The organism is Roseateles depolymerans, from assembly GCF_003387155.1.
GTDB lineage: Bacteria > Pseudomonadota > Gammaproteobacteria > Burkholderiales > Burkholderiaceae_C > Roseateles > Roseateles depolymerans.
On sequence record NZ_QUMT01000002.1, the window covers coordinates 1,271,663 to 1,286,704 of the forward strand.

Consider the following 15,042-nt stretch of genomic DNA (forward strand, 5'->3'; position numbering starts at 1 on the left):
AGAGGTCACTGAGCTCCTGGGACGACTCTCCTGCACTGACTTCTTCAAAGACTCAAGACGACTCCCATGAAAACCTCCTTCGCTCTGTCCAGCACCGTTGCTGCCGCTCTGCTGCTGGCCGCCGGCCTTGCCTGCGCCGAACCGTCGGTGCAGGGCAACAACACCAAGCCGGCGCCGGCGAAGGCCGCCACGGCCAAGTCGACCGCCAAGAAGGCGCCCGCCAAGCCGGCAGGCCCGCCCCCGCTGGCAGAAGCCAGCCCGGAGCAACTGGCGGCTGCTGAGCAGGCCTACATGGGCCACTACGACTGCGAATTCAAGCAATCCGTGGACATTCAGCCCAATGCCAAGCACCCTGGCTACATCGACGTGTCCTTCCTGAAGCAGGTCTTCACGATGAAGCCGGTGCTGTCGTCCACGGGCGCGCTGCGTCTGGAAGACGTGACGGGCCGCACGCTGATGGTCCAGATTGCCAACAAGTCGATGCTGCTGGACGTGAACGCTGGCCGCCGCCTGGTGGACGAGTGCATCCACCCGACCCAGCGCGCTGCCATCGAAGCCGCCCGCTCCGCCTCGGCAGTGCCCGTGAGCAGCCTGGGCATCACGCCCGCCGGCCACTGATCTGCTGCGTCTCCGCGAAGAAAGCGCGCCTCGGCGCGCTTTTTTTCGTCCTGCGCTTGGGTCTCGAATAGCACCCGGGCTGCGCGACCCCACGGCACTGCGACTCTACGGCACTGCGACGCAGCAACGCTGCGGCGGTGCGGCTTTGCTGCGGTATAGGGTTGCGGCTCTGGGCGCGGCCTATTTAGCGCATGACGGATGGACTGGGACTGCGAGGGGCAGATAGGTCTTGATGGGTGAATGCGTTGTGCATGGATTTGCTCGATGACGTCACCGAGGCTGGCAGCGAGTCTGCGAACCTGCGCGCTTGCTGTTGGTGGAGTGGGCAGGGTGTGTCGCATCGAAGGCCGGGGGCCCCCTGTTCCCGGAAGTTAAGGAATGAATGACCGGCGGAGCCGGGCAGAAGGGACTGAGCTCGGACTCAAACAGTCCTGTGGACTGTTTGAGCCTAGCGAAGGCCAGGGCCTCTGGCCCTGGCATGGAGGGAACAGGGGGCCCCCGGTCTTCGATGTTGCTGAAGCGGCGGCAGGAAGACCCCACCCGTCCCGCAAATGTTCCCCACCGAACCCCAAGTATGTAGAATCCATACATACTTTCCGTTCCATACCCTCCATTCCATATCACCCGGGAGCCCCCATGGAAGCCACCGTCGCCGAACGCGGTCAGATCACCCTGCCCAAGGCCGTCCGCGATGCACTGGGCCTGACCAAGGGCACCACGCTCAAGGTGGAACTGGATGGCGCCCGCATCATCCTGCGCAAGAACGTGGACGATGCCATCTCCCGCGCCCGCGGCCGCTTCAAGCTCCCGGAGGGCACGTCCACCGACGACGTCATGCGTGACCTTCGCGGCCGCGCCCCTGCGGATCCCACCAAGGCCTGAGCCACGACATGATTGCCGTAGACAGCTCTGTCCTCATCGACCTCCTGGGCGACGCACCGGGCGCCGATGCGGCGGAAGCTGCGCTGCGTCTGGCGCTGTCCACCGGCCCTGTGGTGCTGTGTGACGTGGTGCTGTCCGAGGTGACGGCCGGCCTGGGCCACGGCTCTGACGTCATGGATGCACTGGAAGAGATGGGCCTGAGTTTCTCCCCCATCGACCAGCGCGCCGCCATCCGTGCCGGCGAAATGCAGCGCAAGTTCAAACAGCGCCTGCTCCAGACGACCGCGCCGGCTCCCGCCCCCAAATCCGCATCCAAGGCCGCCGCCCGCTCCTCCGCCAGCACCCCTGCGGCGCCCTCCACCGACCTCGCCCCCAGCACCCGCGCCCTCGCCGACTTCCTCGTCGGCGCCCACGCCATGCTGCAGTGTGACGGCCTCATCACCCGCGACCACGGATTTTTCCGGGATTATTTCAAGGGACTCAAAGTCATCGTGCCCCGTGCGCCCTGACCGACAAGATCCCGCTTCACTGACCCAAGCCAGAGACTACAGAGACTGGAGTTCGCAATGCTGCAAGCCTACCGCCAACATGAAGCCGAGCGCGCCGCGCTGGGCATCCCGCCGCTGCCGCTGGATGCCAAGCAGGTCGCCGAGCTGATCGAGCTGATCAAGAACCCGCCTGCCGGCGAAGGCGAATTCCTGCTCAACCTGCTCACCCACCGCGTCCCCCCGGGCGTGGACGATGCCGCCAAGGTCAAGGCCAGCTTCCTGGCCGCCGTTGCGCACGGTGACCTCACGGTCAGTTTGATCTCCAAGACCAAGGCCACCGAACTGCTGGGCACCATGGTCGGCGGCTACAACGTCAAGCCGCTGGTCGACCTGCTGGACGACAAGGAAGTCGCCTCCGTCGCCGCCGCCGGCCTGAAGAAGACCCTGCTGATGTTCGACGCCTTCCATGACGTCGCCGAAAAGGCCAAGGCCGGCAACGCCCAGGCCACCGCCGTCATCCACAGCTGGGCCGACGCCGAGTGGTTCACCTCGCGTCCTGAAGTGGACAAGAAGATCACCGTCACCGTCTTCAAGGTGCCTGGTGAAACCAACACCGACGACCTGTCCCCCGCGCCCGACGCCTGGAGCCGCCCGGACATCCCGCTGCACTACCTCGCCATGCTGAAGAACACGCGCCCTGACGCGGCCTTCAAGCCCGAGGAAGACGGCAAGCGCGGCCCGATGCAGTTCATCGAGGACCTGAAGAAAAAGGGCCACCTGGTGGCCTACGTCGGCGACGTCGTCGGCACCGGATCCTCCCGCAAGTCGGCCACCAACTCGGTGATCTGGGCCACCGGCCAGGACATCCCGTTCGTGCCCAACAAGCGCTTCGGCGGCGTCACCCTGGGCAGCAAGATCGCCCCGATCTTCTTCAACACCCAGGAAGACTCCGGCTCGCTGCCCATCGAAGTGGACGTGAGCAACCTGGAAATGGGCGATGTCATCGACATCTACCCCTACGACGGCAAGATCGAGAAGAACGGCGCCACCGTCGCCGAGTTCTCGCTCAAGAGCGACGTGCTGCTGGACGAAGTCCGCGCCGGCGGCCGGATCAACCTGATCATCGGCCGCTCGCTGACCGGCAAGGCCCGTGAATTCCTGGGCCTGCCCGCCTCCACCCTCTTCCGCCTGCCCAAGCCCCCGGTCGATTCCGGCAAGGGCTTCACCCTGGCGCAGAAGATGGTTGGCCGTGCCTGCGGTCTGCCCGAAGGCACCGGCATCCGCCCGGGCACCTACTGCGAGCCCAAGATGACGACCGTCGGCTCCCAGGACACCACCGGCCCGATGACCCGCGACGAGCTGAAGGACCTGGCCTGCCTGGGCTTCTCCGCTGACCTGGTCATGCAGTCCTTCTGCCACACCGCTGCCTATCCCAAGGCGGTGGACGTGAAGATGCATCGCGAACTGCCGCACTTCATCAGCGACCGCGGCGGCGTCGCCCTGCGTCCGGGCGACGGCGTCATCCACAGCTGGCTGAACCGCCTGCTGCTGCCCGACACCGTCGGCACCGGTGGCGACTCGCACACCCGCTTCCCCATCGGCATCAGCTTCCCGGCCGGCTCCGGCCTGGTCGCCTTCGGTGCGGCCACCGGCGTCATGCCGCTGGACATGCCGGAATCGGTGCTGGTGCGCTTCAAGGGCGAGATGCAGCCCGGCGTCACCCTGCGTGACCTGGTGCATGCCATCCCCCTGTACGCCATCAAGGCCGGCCTGCTGACCGTCGAGAAGAAGGGCAAGAAGAACATCTTCTCCGGCCGCATCCTGGAAATCGAAGGTCTGCCCGACCTGAAGGTGGAACAGGCCTTCGAACTGTCGGACGCCTCCGCAGAACGCTCGGCCGCCGGCTGCACGATCAAGCTGAATCCGGAACCGATCAAGGAGTACCTGACCTCCAACATCGTCCTGATGAAGAACATGATCGCCGACGGCTACGCCGACAAGCGCACCCTGGAGCGCCGCATCAAGAATGTGGAAGCCTGGCTGGCCAACCCCAACCTGCTGGAAGCCGACAAGGACGCTGAATACGCCGCCGTCATCGAGATCGACCTGGCCGACATCAAGGAACCGATCGTCTGCTGCCCGAACGATCCGGACGACGCCAAGTTCATGTCCGAGGTGCAAGGCACCAAGATCGATGAAGCCTTCATCGGTTCGTGCATGACCAACATCGGCCACTTCCGTGCCGCGGCCAAGCTGCTGGGCGGTGCCCGTGACATTCCGGTCAAGCTGTGGGTGGCCCCGCCCACCAAGATGGACCAGAACGAGCTGATCAAGGAAGGCCACTACGCCACCTTCGGCACCGCTGGCGCCCGCACGGAAATGCCGGGCTGCTCGCTGTGCATGGGCAACCAGGCGCAGGTGCGTGAAGGCGCGACGGTCATGTCCACCTCCACCCGCAACTTCCCCAACCGTCTGGGCAAGAACACCAACGTGTTCCTGGGCTCGGCCGAGCTGGCGGCGGTCTGCTCCAAGCTGGGTCGCATCCCGACGCTGCAGGAGTACCACGAGGCGATGGGCATCATCAACAAGGATGCTGCCAGCGTCTATCGCTACATGAACTTCGACCAGATCGAAGAGTACGCGGACACCGCCAAGTCGGTGTCGGTCTGACGGCTGGCCGTTCGCGGCCGCAGTCACCAGCCTCTCGGTTCAGCGCCGAGGGGCTTTTTTCTTTTCTCTAATTTCTGTCTTGACAGAAATTTCTGTAAGCATAAAGTCGGCCCCATGGAACTCAGCCACACCGCTCAACGATTCGTTCTCCACTGGGGAGAAATGGGCAGCGCCTGGGGTGTCAACCGCACCGTCGCCCAGATCCACGCCCTGCTCTACTTCCACGGCCACCCGCTCAATGCCGAGCAGATTGCCGAGACCCTTTCCGTCGCCCGCTCCAACGTCAGCACCAGCCTCAAGGAGCTGACCAGCTGGAACCTGGTGCGCGTCACCCACCTGATGGGCGACCGTCGCGACTACTTCGAAACCTCGGTCGATGTCTGGGAGCTCTTCCGCACCGTGGTGCGGGAGCGCAAGCAGCGGGAGTTCGACCCCACCGTGCGCATGCTCACCGAACTGGTGGAAGGCGAAGGCTTCCAGCAGGAAACGCCCGATGCGCAGGACCGCGTGCGCGAATGCCTGCGGCTGATGCAGACCCTGGGCGCCTGGTCGGAAGAAATGATGCGGCTGTCTCCCTCCACGCTGGAAAAGGTGCTCAAGCTCGGGGCCAACGTCCAGCGCTTTGTGCGCGGCGACAAGGCGTGACCCTTTTTTGCCTCGCAATTTCTGTTCTTACTGAAAGATCGGACATCACCATGAAGACCCCGTTTTCCAGGTTCTGGGCTCACAGCGCCGGCGCTGCTGAAGCCTTCCCGGGTGTCTACCCGCTCACGATCTACTTCGACGGCGCCTGCCCGCTGTGCCTGGCGGAGATGACCAACCTTCAGTTGCGCAATGTCGCAGGCCTGCTCCGTTTTGAAGACGCGTCCAGGCCCGATTTCAAGGCCTATCCCCCAGGCACCGATCGCCCGGCCCTGATGGCGCTGCTGCATGTGCAGTGCGCGGATGGCCGCGTACTGCGCGGCGCCGAAGCCTTCCGGCTGATCTACGCCGGCGCCCGGCTGCGGGGCCTGGCCCGGCTGATCAGTGCGCCGGGACTGCGGCAACTGGTCGACTGGGTCTATCCCTTCGTGGCACGCAACCGCTACCGCATCCCGCGGTCGGTGGCCCACCTGGTCCTGGAGACCACGCTGCGTCGCGCCGCCCAGCGGCGGGCCGGCGCTTCCGCATGCGCCAGCGGCCAGTGCGAGGTGCCTCCCGCCTCTACCCCGAATACCCTTCCCAAGGAGTGATGAGATGACCACCCCCGCCCGCTCCATCCTGGTCTGCGGCGCCAGCGGTTTCATTGGCCGACGCATCGTGCGCACCTTGCGTGACGCAGGACTGTCCGTGACCGAAGCCAGCTCCGCCAGCCACAACTTCAGCCAGAACCTGCAGCCGTCCGACTGGCTGCCACGGCTTCAGGGCTTCGATGCGGTTGTCAATGCCGTGGGCATCCTGCGCGACACCCGCGACCGCAAGCTCGACGCCCTGCACCACCGCGCCCCGGCGGCGCTGTTTGAAGCCTGCGCCCAGTCGGGCGTGCGCCGCGTGGTGCAGATCTCGGCCAATGGCGTGGCCCAGTTCAACACCCGCTATGCCACCACCAAGCGGGCCGCGGACGAGGTGCTGCTGCGCCTGCGTGCCGAGGGACGGCTGGACGGCACCGTGGTCCGCCCCAGCATCGTGTATGGCCGCGGCGGTGCCAGTTCCGCGCTGTTCATGAACCTGGCCCGACTGCCGGTGATGGTGCTCCCGGCCGCGGCGCTCAAGGCCCGCATCCAGCCGGTGGCCGTGCAAGATGTTGCCCAGGCGGTGCTTCGCGTGCTGCTGGACGGCGGCCCGGAGCTGGTCACGGCGGTGGGGGCTCAGGCCCTGTCGCTGTCAGACTTCATTGCCGAGCTGCGCCGGCAACTGGGCCACGGCAAGGCGATGGTCGTGCCGCTGCCGGAGGCCCCCAGCCGATGGAGCGCCCGCCTGGGGGACCATTTCTCCTTCCAGCCCTGGAGCACCGAAAGCCTGGCGATGCTGCAGGCGGACAACGTGGGAGATGCGTCCGCGTTTGCGCGAGTGCTCGGCCGCAGCCCGGTGCCGCTGGAACGATTTGTGGAGGCTGCATGGCGATCGGCCTGACCCCCTTCCGCCACCGCCGCACCCGGCGACTGGCGCGAGCCAGCCTGGTGTTCCTGTGGCTGTTCACGGCGCTGGTGAGCGTGCTGGAGATGCACGGCGAAGGCCAGCATCTGCTGGAGGCTGCGCAGGTGTCTGCCACCTGGATCGTGCCGGTCATCCTGGCCGGTGCCGGCCTGGACCTGCTGCTGGGGCTGGCGATGTGGCGATGGCACCGACGCTGGGTTTATCTGGCCGCCGCCTTGGCGATGCTGGGCATGACGGTGGTGGCCACACTGATCCTCCCCGGGCTCTGGCTGGACCCGCTGGGCCGCTTGTCCAAGAACGTGCCGATTGCAGCGCTGCTGCTGATCCTGCACGAGGATGCGCCGGCGTAAGCAGCCCACACACGCGCCCTTCTCTTCACCTGTGACGCACGCCGACAAGGCCCGGCCGGACCGGCGGGTCAGGGATGGCGCTCGTCCCAACGATCACAACAACGACAAGAACGACAGCAGCATCGACTCGCTCAACGACACCGTCAGCGACACCGTCAGCGACACCGTCGGCGACAACAACAAGAACCACCCCAGCAACGCGTCATGAACACCTATCTCGTCATCAAGTGGCTTCACATCCTCTCCAGCGTCCTGCTCGCTGGCACCGGATTCGGCACCGCCTTCTACCTGTTCTTCGCGAACCGCAGCGGGTCGGTCGCTGCCCAGGCGGTGGTGGCCCGGCTGGTGGTCCGGGCAGACCTGTGGTTCACCACGCCGGCGGTCATCATCCAGCCGCTGAGTGGCCTGTGGCTGGTCACCTCGGCCGGCTGGCCGCTCAGTTCGCCGTGGCTGGTGCTCTCGATCGCGCTCTATCTGCTGATGGGCGCCTGCTGGCTGCCGGTGGTCTGGCTGCAATTGCGCCTGGCCCGCATGGCTCAACATGCCGTGGACACGTCACAGCCGCTGCCCGCGCTCTACTGGCGTTACGCCCGCTGGTGGGAGGCGCTGGGCTACCCCGCGTTCATTGCGGTGCTCGTTGTGTTCTATCTGATGGTGAACAAGCCGGCGCTGTGGGGCTAAAGCCTCTGCGGGTGAGACGCCGCAATGCGGCCGGGCGCTCTTCTTGGGGCCCCGCTCCCCCGTTCCGAGCGAAGGTCCCCGTGAATCCGGGTGATGGCGAGGGGCTCGAAGCTTGAAGGACAATCCCGCCATGAGTTTCGAACACACGCCCCTGCTGGACATGTCCAGCCCTGAGGCCAAGCGCGCCTCCTACGACACCCTCCTCACCCAGACCCAGGCCATCCTGCATGGCGAGCGGGACCGCATCGCCAATCTGGCCCAGTTCGCGGCCCTGGTCTACAACAGCGTGCCGCAACTGAACTGGGCCGGCTTCTACCTGGTGAATCCGTCCAATGACCGGGAACTGATCCTGGGCCCCTTCCAGGGCAAGGTCGCCTGCGTGCGCATCCCGTTTGAGCGGGGCGTCTGCGGCGCCGCGGCTCGTACGCGTGAAGTGCAACTGGTGGAAGACGTGCATGCCTTCCCGGGCCATATCGCCTGCGATGCGGCCTCGCGGTCGGAGCTGGTCGTGCCGGTGGTGGCGAACGGCCGTCTGCAGGCGGTGTTCGACTTGGACAGCCCCGAGCCGTCCCGCTTTGATGCGCTCGATGCGGCTGGCTTCGGCGCCATGCTGACCGCCCTGATCGACGGCACCGACTGGTCATGAGTGGTCGGCGGCCGGGCACCGTGGGGTGGCGGGTGAAGTGCAGGCGCGCGGCGCTGGCATTGGGTGGCCTGACGCTGGCCCTGTCGGCGGCCGGCGGGGTTCATGCGGCGGAGGTCCGTCTGCGGGTGATGCAGACCAGCGACATCCACATGAACCTGCTGAACTACGACTACTACCAGGACCGCCCTTCGCAGGAATTCGGCCTGGCCAAAACCATCACGCTCATTCACCAGGCCCGGGCCGAGGTGCCCAACAGCCTGCTGTTCGACAACGGTGACCTGCTGCAAGGCAACCCGCTGGGGGACCTGGTGGCGCGTGTGCATCCGCTCAAGGCCGGCGATGTGCATCCGGCCTACAAGGTGCTGAACCTGTTGAAGGTGGATGCCGCCAACATCGGCAACCATGAATTCAACTACGGCCTGCCCTTCCTGCGGCAGGCCATCGCCGGGGCGAATTTCCCTTACCTCAATGCCAATGTGATGGAGGCCGACGGCCGCCGCCACGCCTTCGTGCCCAGCGTGATGCTGGAGCGGGAAGTCACCGACGAGCAAGGCCGCCCGCACACGCTCAAGATCGGGGTCATGGGGCTGACGCCACCGCAGATCCTGGAATGGGACCGCCAGAACCTGGCCGGCCGTGTGCAGGTGCGGGACATGGTGGAGGTGGCCCGCGAGACGGTGCCGGCACTGCGCCGTCAGGGGGCGGACCTGGTGGTGATCATTGCCCACACCGGCATCGAAAAGACCGAACTGCCGCGCCTGTCCGAGAACATGGCGGCGCAACTGGCCCGCGTGCCGGGCGTGGATGCCTTGCTGCTGGGCCATGCCCATACCGAGTTCCCGGGCCCGGGCTTCGCCGCTTATCCCGGCGCCGATCTGGACAAGGGCCGGCTGTTCGGCGTGCCCTCGGTGATGCCGGGCCGCTGGGGCGACCATCTGGGCATCATCGACCTGCGCCTGTCCGACCAGGGTGGCCGCTGGCGGGTGATCGACAGCCGGGCCTCGCTGCGTCCCATCTTCGACCGGACGCGTCGCCAGCCCCTGGTGGACGCGGACCCGATGCCAGCGACCGTCATCGCCGCCGAGCATCAGGCAACCCTGGACCACGTGCGCAGCCAGGTGGCCCACACCGACACCCCCATCCACAGCTACTTCGGCCAGACGGTCGACAGCCTGGCCGTGCGCCTGGTCGCGCAGGCCCAGCTGCGATATGCCCAGCGTGCGGTGCAAGGCACGGCGCTGGCGCAGTGGCCCATGCTGTCGGCCGCAGCGCCCTTCAAGTCCGGGGGCCGCCAGGGCTGGACCCAATACACCGACATTCCAGCCGGGCCGATTGCCATCAAGCATGTGGCCGATCTTTATGTCTACCCCAACACCATCAAGGTGGTGAAACTGACCGGTGCCCAGGTGCGGGACTGGCTGGAGATGTCCGCGGGCCAGTTCCGCCGCATCGACCCGGCCGGACCGGCGAAACAGGCGCTGCTGGACACCACCTATCCCGGCTTCAACTTCGACATGATGTGGGGGGCGGACGACGGTCTTCGGTACGAGCTGGACCTGACGCAGCCGGCCCGCTTCGACAAGGACGGTCGGCAGGCGGCGGACAGCCACCGGGTGGTGAACCTGAGCTGGCGCGGCCAGCCGCTGGACGACCAGGCGGAGTTCCTGGTGGTGACCAACAACTACCGGGCCTATGGCGGCGGGCATTTCCCCGCGCTGGGCGCCGACAAGGTGGTGGTGGATGCCCCGGATGAGACGCGCGAAGCGCTGGCGCGCGATCTGGCCTCGCAGCCGTCTGCCGACAAGGGCGGCCTGGCGCCTTCCTGGAAGATTCGGCCGGTCTCCGGCGTGAAGCTTCAGTTCCTGTCAGGCGCAGGGGCGATCGCCCGACTGGGTCCGGGCACGCCGGTGCGTCTGGTGCGGGAAAACGGGGACGGGTCGGCGCTGTTTGAGCTGGCCGACTGAGCGGAAAGACGGCGGAGAGACAGCGGAGAGACGTCGGGAGGAACGAGGGCCGCTCAGGGCCCGGGCTCACACCCGGATATCGAGCAGCGCGCCTTCCGCCCTCACCTGCGTCTGCAGCACCTTCAGGTTGGCGATGAAGGTGTAGGCAGCGGCCTGCTGATCCACCACATCGGTGGCCAGGTCCTGGCCCGGCGTGGGCAGCTTGGTCACCGTGGTGCTGACGCCGCCAGAGTCCGTGGTCTGGGCTTCCACCCGCTCCCGCCGATAGCCTTCCGTGTTCAGGTTGGCAATGTTGTTGGCGGACGCCCGCAGACGCTCGTTGGCGGCGGAGATGCCGGACAAGACGGTCGACAGGCTGTTGGTAGACATGATGGGGCTCGCTCGCGGTGGTGGCTCAGCGGTGAGGCTCAACAGCAGGTCCGCCGGATGGCGTCGCCGCTGAGCCTGGAGGCTGAGGGCCTCAAGGAGGCACTCTATCCGTCGCTATCGACCATCGCACGCCGAACTTGAGAAAAGAATGGGATTTCCCACCCAATTTCTCATTTCAAGCGTGCACTGATCGCCCTCAGGCGCCTGCCAGCTCCTCGAACGAGCCGTTGGAGACAAACACCCGAACGCTGTCGCCGCCCGCCGCCTTCGCTTCCGCGCAGGCCAGTCCAGCAGCGGCCAGGACCGATTCCACCGTGTCCAGGCTCGGCTGGAGCTGCACCACCCCCACGCTGGCCTTCACCCGCGTGCGGTGCAGGCCCCAGCGCAGGCGGAAGGACGCCACCGCCGCACGCACCTTCTCCGCCACGATCTGGGCGTAATGCTGGTCACAGTCGGGCAGCAGCACAACGAAGTGGTCGGCATCCAGGCGGGCCACCACGTCGGATGCCCGCACCTTGGTCACCAGCATCTGGCCCAGCCCATACAGGAAATGGTCTGCCACTTCGGTGCCCATGCCCTGCACCACGGCGCTGAACTTGTCGATGTCCACCAGCAGCACCGACACCGGCTCATGCCGACGGCTGCCCACATGGTCCGCCAGGCGCCGTTCCATTTCGCGGCGATTGGCCAACTCGGTCACCACATCGTGCTTGGCGGCCCAGGTGGGTTGCATGCGCTGGGCGCGGGCGGCGGACACGTCTTCCACCACCCACATCGCTTCCCCGGCTGGTTGTTCCCACAGCACCGGCGACGCTTGCAGGCGTCCCCAGAAGCGTGAACCGTCGCGGCGCACGAATTCCACTTCCTCGTCCACCGGCCGTCCACCGCCAAAGGCGGTCCCCAGACGGGCCTGCAGGGCCTGGTGGGCGGCCTCGGACACCACCACCGAACTCACGTCGGCGCCGGCCAGGTCGGTGTCGTCCCCATGCCCGAACAGCTGATTGAACGGCTCGCTCGCCACTTCAAAGCGTCCGGCCGAGGTGAAGGCCACCGCCAGCGGCGCCCGCACCAGCAAGGCCCGCATGCGGGCCGCGCCACGTTCAAGATCAGCCGGCGTGCCGGCGGCGTCTGGGGTCAGCATGGTGTCTCCGTCTCTGCGCACTGCGGCGCCCTGATGCTCAGGTGAAGGTGTACCTGTTTTGGGCGATTCAGGGAAGCCCGGTGATGGGCGGGCCTCCCCCTCCCTGGGGTGAACCAGCGGGAGCGAGGGTCAGTCCGATCAAGCCAGACCGAGCTGGATCGAGCCCAATTGGACCAGGGGCGCCACGTTCAAGGGGCCGGCGGCGCGATCTGCTCGGCCCAGTCGTACAGAGCCGCCAGGATCTCCTGCGCCCGTTCGTCCTCGCTCGCCTCGGCGGCTTCTGCCAGGGTGTCGATACGGTCGAAGAACTCGGCCAGCGTCTGGGCCCCGCCCGCGCCCAGGTGCAGGCGGTCGGCGCAGTGTTTCTCCCAGCGGGCCTGCTCATCGCCGCTGAGCAGCTCGGGCCAGTTGCGAGCGCGGTAGCGGAACAGCAGCTCCTCCAGCCGGGCATCCTCGAACGCCACCTTGCCCTGGGCCACCCGCTCCGCCAGCGCCTCGGGCGACAGGCCCCGCAGACGCTCCAGCGCCCGGCGGTCCTCATTGCCCAGGAAGCCGCCATACAGGTCTTCGTCCACGTCCACCTCGCCACCGGCGGCGGGGCGCTGGAACACTTCCGCCCAGCGACCCATCATTTCGCCACCGCGCTGCGCCAGCAGCTCGGCATGGGCCAGGCCTTGCGGCACATCCAGGCCCCAGCGCTGCGCCATCTCGGGCGACAGGATTTTCAAGGACGAAATGACGATGGGTGACTTGTTCACATGCACCGTCTTGATCGGCAGGCGCGTCACACCTTCCGGCAGCTCGTCCTGACGGGTGTAGAGCCGCTGGCGGATGGTGTCAGCATCCAGGTCCAGCAGTTCACGGGGGTCGTGGGACAGATCCCAGACGATCAGCTCGTTCTTGTTGGTCGGATGCGAGGCCAGCGGCCACACCAGCGCGATGCATCCCTTCTCCACCCCATACATGCCGGAGACATGCAGGAAGGGCCGCTGGGTGCCGATTTCCTGCCACACCGCGTCCTTGCGGCGCAGCTTCAGGCAGAAGTCCCACAGCCGGGGCTGTCGGGCACGGATGAGTCGGGCCAGGGCAATGGTCGCCCGCACGTCGGACAAGGCATCGTGCGCCGCCTCATGGGCCAGACCATTGGCCTTGGTCAGGTGTTCCAGCTTGAAAGACGGGCGGCCATCCTCGTGACGCGGCCATTCGATGCCCTCCGGCCGCAGCGCATAGGCGCAGCGCACGACATCCAGCAGGTCCCAGCGGCCGCAGTCGTTCTGCCATTCCCGGGCATAGGGGTCCATCAGGTTGCGCCAGAAGAGGAAGCGCGTCACCTCATCGTCAAAGCGGATGGTGTTGTAGCCCAGGCCCACGGTGCCGGGGCGGGACAGCTCGGCGTGGATGGCCGCGGCAAATTCATGCTCGGGCCGCCCGTGCTCGGCGCAGGTCTGGGGCAGGATGCCGGTGAGCAGGCAGGATTCGGGGTCGGGCAGGCTGTCGGCGGACGGCTGGCAGTACACCATCAGCGGCTCGCCGATCTCGTTGAGTTCCGCATCGGTGCGGATACCGGCGAACTGGGCCGGACGGTCGCGGCGAGGCACGCGGCCGAAGGTCTCGTAGTCGTGCCAGTAGAAAGTCAGGTCATGCATGGGGCGGCACGATACCTTACCGCGGCCGGGCTTGACCGGTGGAATGGACAGGAACCCGCCAACGGGGTGGTCGCCCCCCCCCGTCGCTCAACTCTTCCCCGCCAGGCCCATGCGGGCCACGGTCGCCCTTTCCGCCTCGAACGTCTGCTGCGCGTACCGGGTATACGCCTCGGTGCTCATATAGAGCACCGGCTGGTAGAAACGCTCCAGCGTCTCCAGCACCTTCGGATCGTCCAGGGTGCGGCGGAACGCGTCGTGCAAGGTCCGCACCACGGCTGCGTCGGTCCCGCGAGGGGCGCCGATGCCAAACGGTGATTCGCTGACCGTGTCCCAGCCCGACTCCTTCACCGTCGGCACGTCCGGGAAGGCCTTGTTGCGCTCACGCCCCAGGGTGGCCAGCAGGCGCAGCTTGCCCGCCCTCACCTGCGGCGCGAATTCCATCGTGCCGCACATCACCGGCACATGGCCGCCCAGGATGGCCTGCAGGATGTCGGCAGAACCTTTGTAGGGCACGTCCTGCGTGCGGAACCCTGCCTTGTGGGCGAATTCCTCGAAGGCCAGGTGGGGCGTCGTGCCGGTTCCCGTGTGGCCGTAGGTCATTTGGCCGGGGTGGGCCCGGGCCCAGGTCACCATCTCCTGCAAGCTGCGGAACGGGGACTCCGGCGTGCAGACGATGCCGAAGGTGTAGCCGGTCAGCCCGATCACATGCTGCAGGTCCCGCAGCGGGTCGAAGGGCATCTTCTGCATGTGCGGCAGGCGGTAGACGCCCAGCGGCAACTGCGTCAGGGTGTAGCCGTCCGGCTTGGCGGTGAGCATGGCGGTGGCGCCCAGTGTCCCGCCCGCGCCCGGGCGGTTTTCCACCACCACCGGCACGCCGAGCTGGCGCGACAGGCTGTCGCCAAAGGCCCGCATGACGGCATCGCTGGAACCGCCTGCCGGCCACGGGCAGATCAGCGTGATCGGGCGGCTGGGAAATCCGCCCGCGCGACGATCCTGCGCGTACACGCCCACGGACGACAAGCCCAGCCATGCGGCGCCTGCGCCCATCAGATCACGTCGCTGCATGGAGCACCCCTGGGAAGGTCTGATGGGTCGCAGTCAGATGGGTCGCGGCCTGGGGCGATGAGCCCACCGGCGCTGCGCGCACGGCCGACATCATGGTTTCGCAGGTGGACGAGTCATCCTCTACGCCGCACGCGCCAGGCATGGATCGCCGATTGCCGTTTGGCCCCACTCGCCGGGCGGGCCGCAAGGTCTCATGTCGGGCGGGAGACAGGGACGGCGCCAGGGACGGAACGCATCGCCGCGCATCGGCGCGTCCTGCCGGTGCCGGCGTGTGGGCCGCGACCGAGGACCCATCCCCGGGTCGGCGCCAGTGCAAGAAATCGGACATTTGTTCTGAATTTGTATGGAGTTCGTGTCCGCCTGCATCCCCGGGGGGAGATCGGGCG

Annotated in this window: 16 protein-coding genes; 12 read left to right on the plus strand and 4 right to left on the minus strand. The window is 66.9% G+C overall.

What is annotated here, in order from left to right; genetic code table 11:
- The first annotated feature begins 66 nt into the window (after positions 1 to 66).
- The 12 genes from DES44_RS13435 (at position 67) to DES44_RS13485 (ending at position 10,435) form a co-directional block, all read left to right on the plus strand.
- Positions 67 to 618: a hypothetical protein gene (locus DES44_RS13435; RefSeq protein ID WP_058935381.1), complete on the plus strand. Its 552-nt coding sequence runs from the start codon at positions 67 to 69 to the stop codon at positions 616 to 618.
- A 636-nt stretch (positions 619 to 1,254) separates the two neighbouring features.
- On the plus strand, positions 1,255 to 1,500 hold the full coding sequence (locus DES44_RS13440) for an AbrB/MazE/SpoVT family DNA-binding domain-containing protein (protein WP_058935382.1): 246 nt from the start codon (positions 1,255 to 1,257) through the stop codon (positions 1,498 to 1,500).
- An 8-nt stretch (positions 1,501 to 1,508) separates the two neighbouring features.
- A complete protein-coding gene (locus DES44_RS13445; RefSeq protein WP_058935383.1) occupies positions 1,509 to 2,009 on the plus strand; it encodes a type II toxin-antitoxin system VapC family toxin in 501 nt (166 codons plus the stop codon).
- Between the two features lie 57 nt (positions 2,010 to 2,066).
- Positions 2,067 to 4,658 carry a bifunctional aconitate hydratase 2/2-methylisocitrate dehydratase gene (gene acnB / locus DES44_RS13450; RefSeq protein WP_058935384.1) on the plus strand — a complete coding sequence of 864 codons (2,592 nt, stop codon included), beginning with the start codon at positions 2,067 to 2,069 and terminating at the stop codon, positions 4,656 to 4,658.
- 114 nt (positions 4,659 to 4,772) lie between these two features.
- Positions 4,773 to 5,303: a GbsR/MarR family transcriptional regulator gene (locus DES44_RS13455; protein WP_058935385.1), complete on the plus strand. Its 531-nt coding sequence runs from the start codon at positions 4,773 to 4,775 to the stop codon at positions 5,301 to 5,303.
- 50 nt (positions 5,304 to 5,353) lie between these two features.
- A complete protein-coding gene (locus DES44_RS13460; protein ID WP_083525630.1) occupies positions 5,354 to 5,890 on the plus strand; it encodes a thiol-disulfide oxidoreductase DCC family protein in 537 nt (178 codons plus the stop codon).
- A gap of 4 nt (positions 5,891 to 5,894) precedes the next feature.
- Complete coding sequence (locus DES44_RS13465) at positions 5,895 to 6,770, plus strand: NAD-dependent epimerase/dehydratase family protein (RefSeq protein WP_058935386.1); 876 nt, start codon at positions 5,895 to 5,897, stop codon at positions 6,768 to 6,770.
- Complete coding sequence (locus DES44_RS13470) at positions 6,755 to 7,144, plus strand: DoxX-like family protein (RefSeq protein ID WP_058935387.1); 390 nt, start codon at positions 6,755 to 6,757, stop codon at positions 7,142 to 7,144. The genes DES44_RS13465 and DES44_RS13470 overlap by 16 nt, the downstream gene beginning before the upstream one ends.
- A 31-nt stretch (positions 7,145 to 7,175) precedes the next feature.
- Complete coding sequence (locus tag DES44_RS25085) at positions 7,176 to 7,352, plus strand: hypothetical protein (RefSeq protein ID WP_157592962.1); 177 nt, start codon at positions 7,176 to 7,178, stop codon at positions 7,350 to 7,352.
- Complete coding sequence (locus DES44_RS13475; RefSeq protein ID WP_058935388.1) at positions 7,349 to 7,825, plus strand: DUF2269 family protein; 477 nt, start codon at positions 7,349 to 7,351, stop codon at positions 7,823 to 7,825. The genes DES44_RS25085 and DES44_RS13475 overlap by 4 nt, the downstream gene beginning before the upstream one ends.
- 130 nt (positions 7,826 to 7,955) lie before the next feature.
- Positions 7,956 to 8,471, plus strand: a complete 516-nt coding sequence (gene msrC, locus DES44_RS13480; protein ID WP_058935389.1) for a free L-methionine (R)-S-oxide reductase MsrC — start codon at positions 7,956 to 7,958, stop codon at positions 8,469 to 8,471.
- Complete coding sequence (locus DES44_RS13485) at positions 8,468 to 10,435, plus strand: bifunctional 2',3'-cyclic-nucleotide 2'-phosphodiesterase/3'-nucleotidase (RefSeq protein ID WP_083525631.1); 1,968 nt, start codon at positions 8,468 to 8,470, stop codon at positions 10,433 to 10,435. The genes msrC and DES44_RS13485 overlap by 4 nt, the downstream gene beginning before the upstream one ends.
- A 66-nt stretch (positions 10,436 to 10,501) precedes the next feature.
- Here DES44_RS13485 and DES44_RS13490 read toward each other — a convergent pair whose 3' ends face one another.
- The 4 genes from DES44_RS13490 to DES44_RS13505 all read right to left on the minus strand — a co-directional run bounded on the left by DES44_RS13490 (position 10,502) and on the right by DES44_RS13505 (position 14,656).
- Positions 10,502 to 10,804, minus strand: coding sequence for a flagellar basal body protein (locus tag DES44_RS13490; protein WP_058935390.1), 303 nt, complete (start codon positions 10,802 to 10,804; stop codon positions 10,502 to 10,504).
- Positions 10,805 to 11,000: 196 nt separating this feature from the next.
- The gene (locus tag DES44_RS13495) at positions 11,001 to 11,945 is read right to left on the minus strand and encodes a GGDEF domain-containing protein (RefSeq protein ID WP_058935391.1); all 945 of its coding nucleotides are present in this window, start codon (positions 11,943 to 11,945) and stop codon (positions 11,001 to 11,003) included.
- 188 nt (positions 11,946 to 12,133) lie between these two features.
- The gene (sbcB, locus tag DES44_RS13500; RefSeq protein ID WP_058935392.1) at positions 12,134 to 13,591 is read right to left on the minus strand and encodes an exodeoxyribonuclease I; all 1,458 of its coding nucleotides are present in this window, start codon (positions 13,589 to 13,591) and stop codon (positions 12,134 to 12,136) included.
- 87 nt (positions 13,592 to 13,678) lie between these two features.
- A complete protein-coding gene (locus DES44_RS13505) occupies positions 13,679 to 14,656 on the minus strand; it encodes a tripartite tricarboxylate transporter substrate binding protein (protein WP_058935393.1) in 978 nt (325 codons plus the stop codon).
- Positions 14,657 to 15,042: the final 386 nt, after the last annotated feature.

What these genes read in the sequence shown, in the direction of transcription:
- DES44_RS13460 (WP_083525630.1), top strand. Translation starts at nt 5,354, where the DNA reads ATGAAGACCCCGTTTTCCAGGTTCTGGGCTCACAGCGCCGGCGCTGCT.
- sbcB (WP_058935392.1), bottom strand. Translation starts at nt 13,591, where the DNA reads ATGCATGACCTGACTTTCTACTGGCACGACTACGAGACCTTCGGCCGC.
- DES44_RS13455 (WP_058935385.1), top strand. Translation starts at nt 4,773, where the DNA reads ATGGAACTCAGCCACACCGCTCAACGATTCGTTCTCCACTGGGGAGAA.
- DES44_RS13495 (WP_058935391.1), bottom strand. Translation starts at nt 11,945, where the DNA reads ATGCTGACCCCAGACGCCGCCGGCACGCCGGCTGATCTTGAACGTGGC.
- DES44_RS13470 (WP_058935387.1), top strand. Translation starts at nt 6,755, where the DNA reads ATGGCGATCGGCCTGACCCCCTTCCGCCACCGCCGCACCCGGCGACTG.
- acnB (WP_058935384.1), top strand. Translation starts at nt 2,067, where the DNA reads ATGCTGCAAGCCTACCGCCAACATGAAGCCGAGCGCGCCGCGCTGGGC.
- msrC (WP_058935389.1), top strand. Translation starts at nt 7,956, where the DNA reads ATGAGTTTCGAACACACGCCCCTGCTGGACATGTCCAGCCCTGAGGCC.
- DES44_RS13445 (WP_058935383.1), top strand. Translation starts at nt 1,509, where the DNA reads ATGATTGCCGTAGACAGCTCTGTCCTCATCGACCTCCTGGGCGACGCA.
- DES44_RS13465 (WP_058935386.1), top strand. Translation starts at nt 5,895, where the DNA reads ATGACCACCCCCGCCCGCTCCATCCTGGTCTGCGGCGCCAGCGGTTTC.
- DES44_RS13485 (WP_083525631.1), top strand. Translation starts at nt 8,468, where the DNA reads ATGAGTGGTCGGCGGCCGGGCACCGTGGGGTGGCGGGTGAAGTGCAGG.
- DES44_RS13490 (WP_058935390.1), bottom strand. Translation starts at nt 10,804, where the DNA reads ATGTCTACCAACAGCCTGTCGACCGTCTTGTCCGGCATCTCCGCCGCC.
- DES44_RS13475 (WP_058935388.1), top strand. Translation starts at nt 7,349, where the DNA reads ATGAACACCTATCTCGTCATCAAGTGGCTTCACATCCTCTCCAGCGTC.
- DES44_RS13435 (WP_058935381.1), top strand. Translation starts at nt 67, where the DNA reads ATGAAAACCTCCTTCGCTCTGTCCAGCACCGTTGCTGCCGCTCTGCTG.
- DES44_RS13505 (WP_058935393.1), bottom strand. Translation starts at nt 14,656, where the DNA reads ATGCAGCGACGTGATCTGATGGGCGCAGGCGCCGCATGGCTGGGCTTG.
- DES44_RS13440 (WP_058935382.1), top strand. Translation starts at nt 1,255, where the DNA reads ATGGAAGCCACCGTCGCCGAACGCGGTCAGATCACCCTGCCCAAGGCC.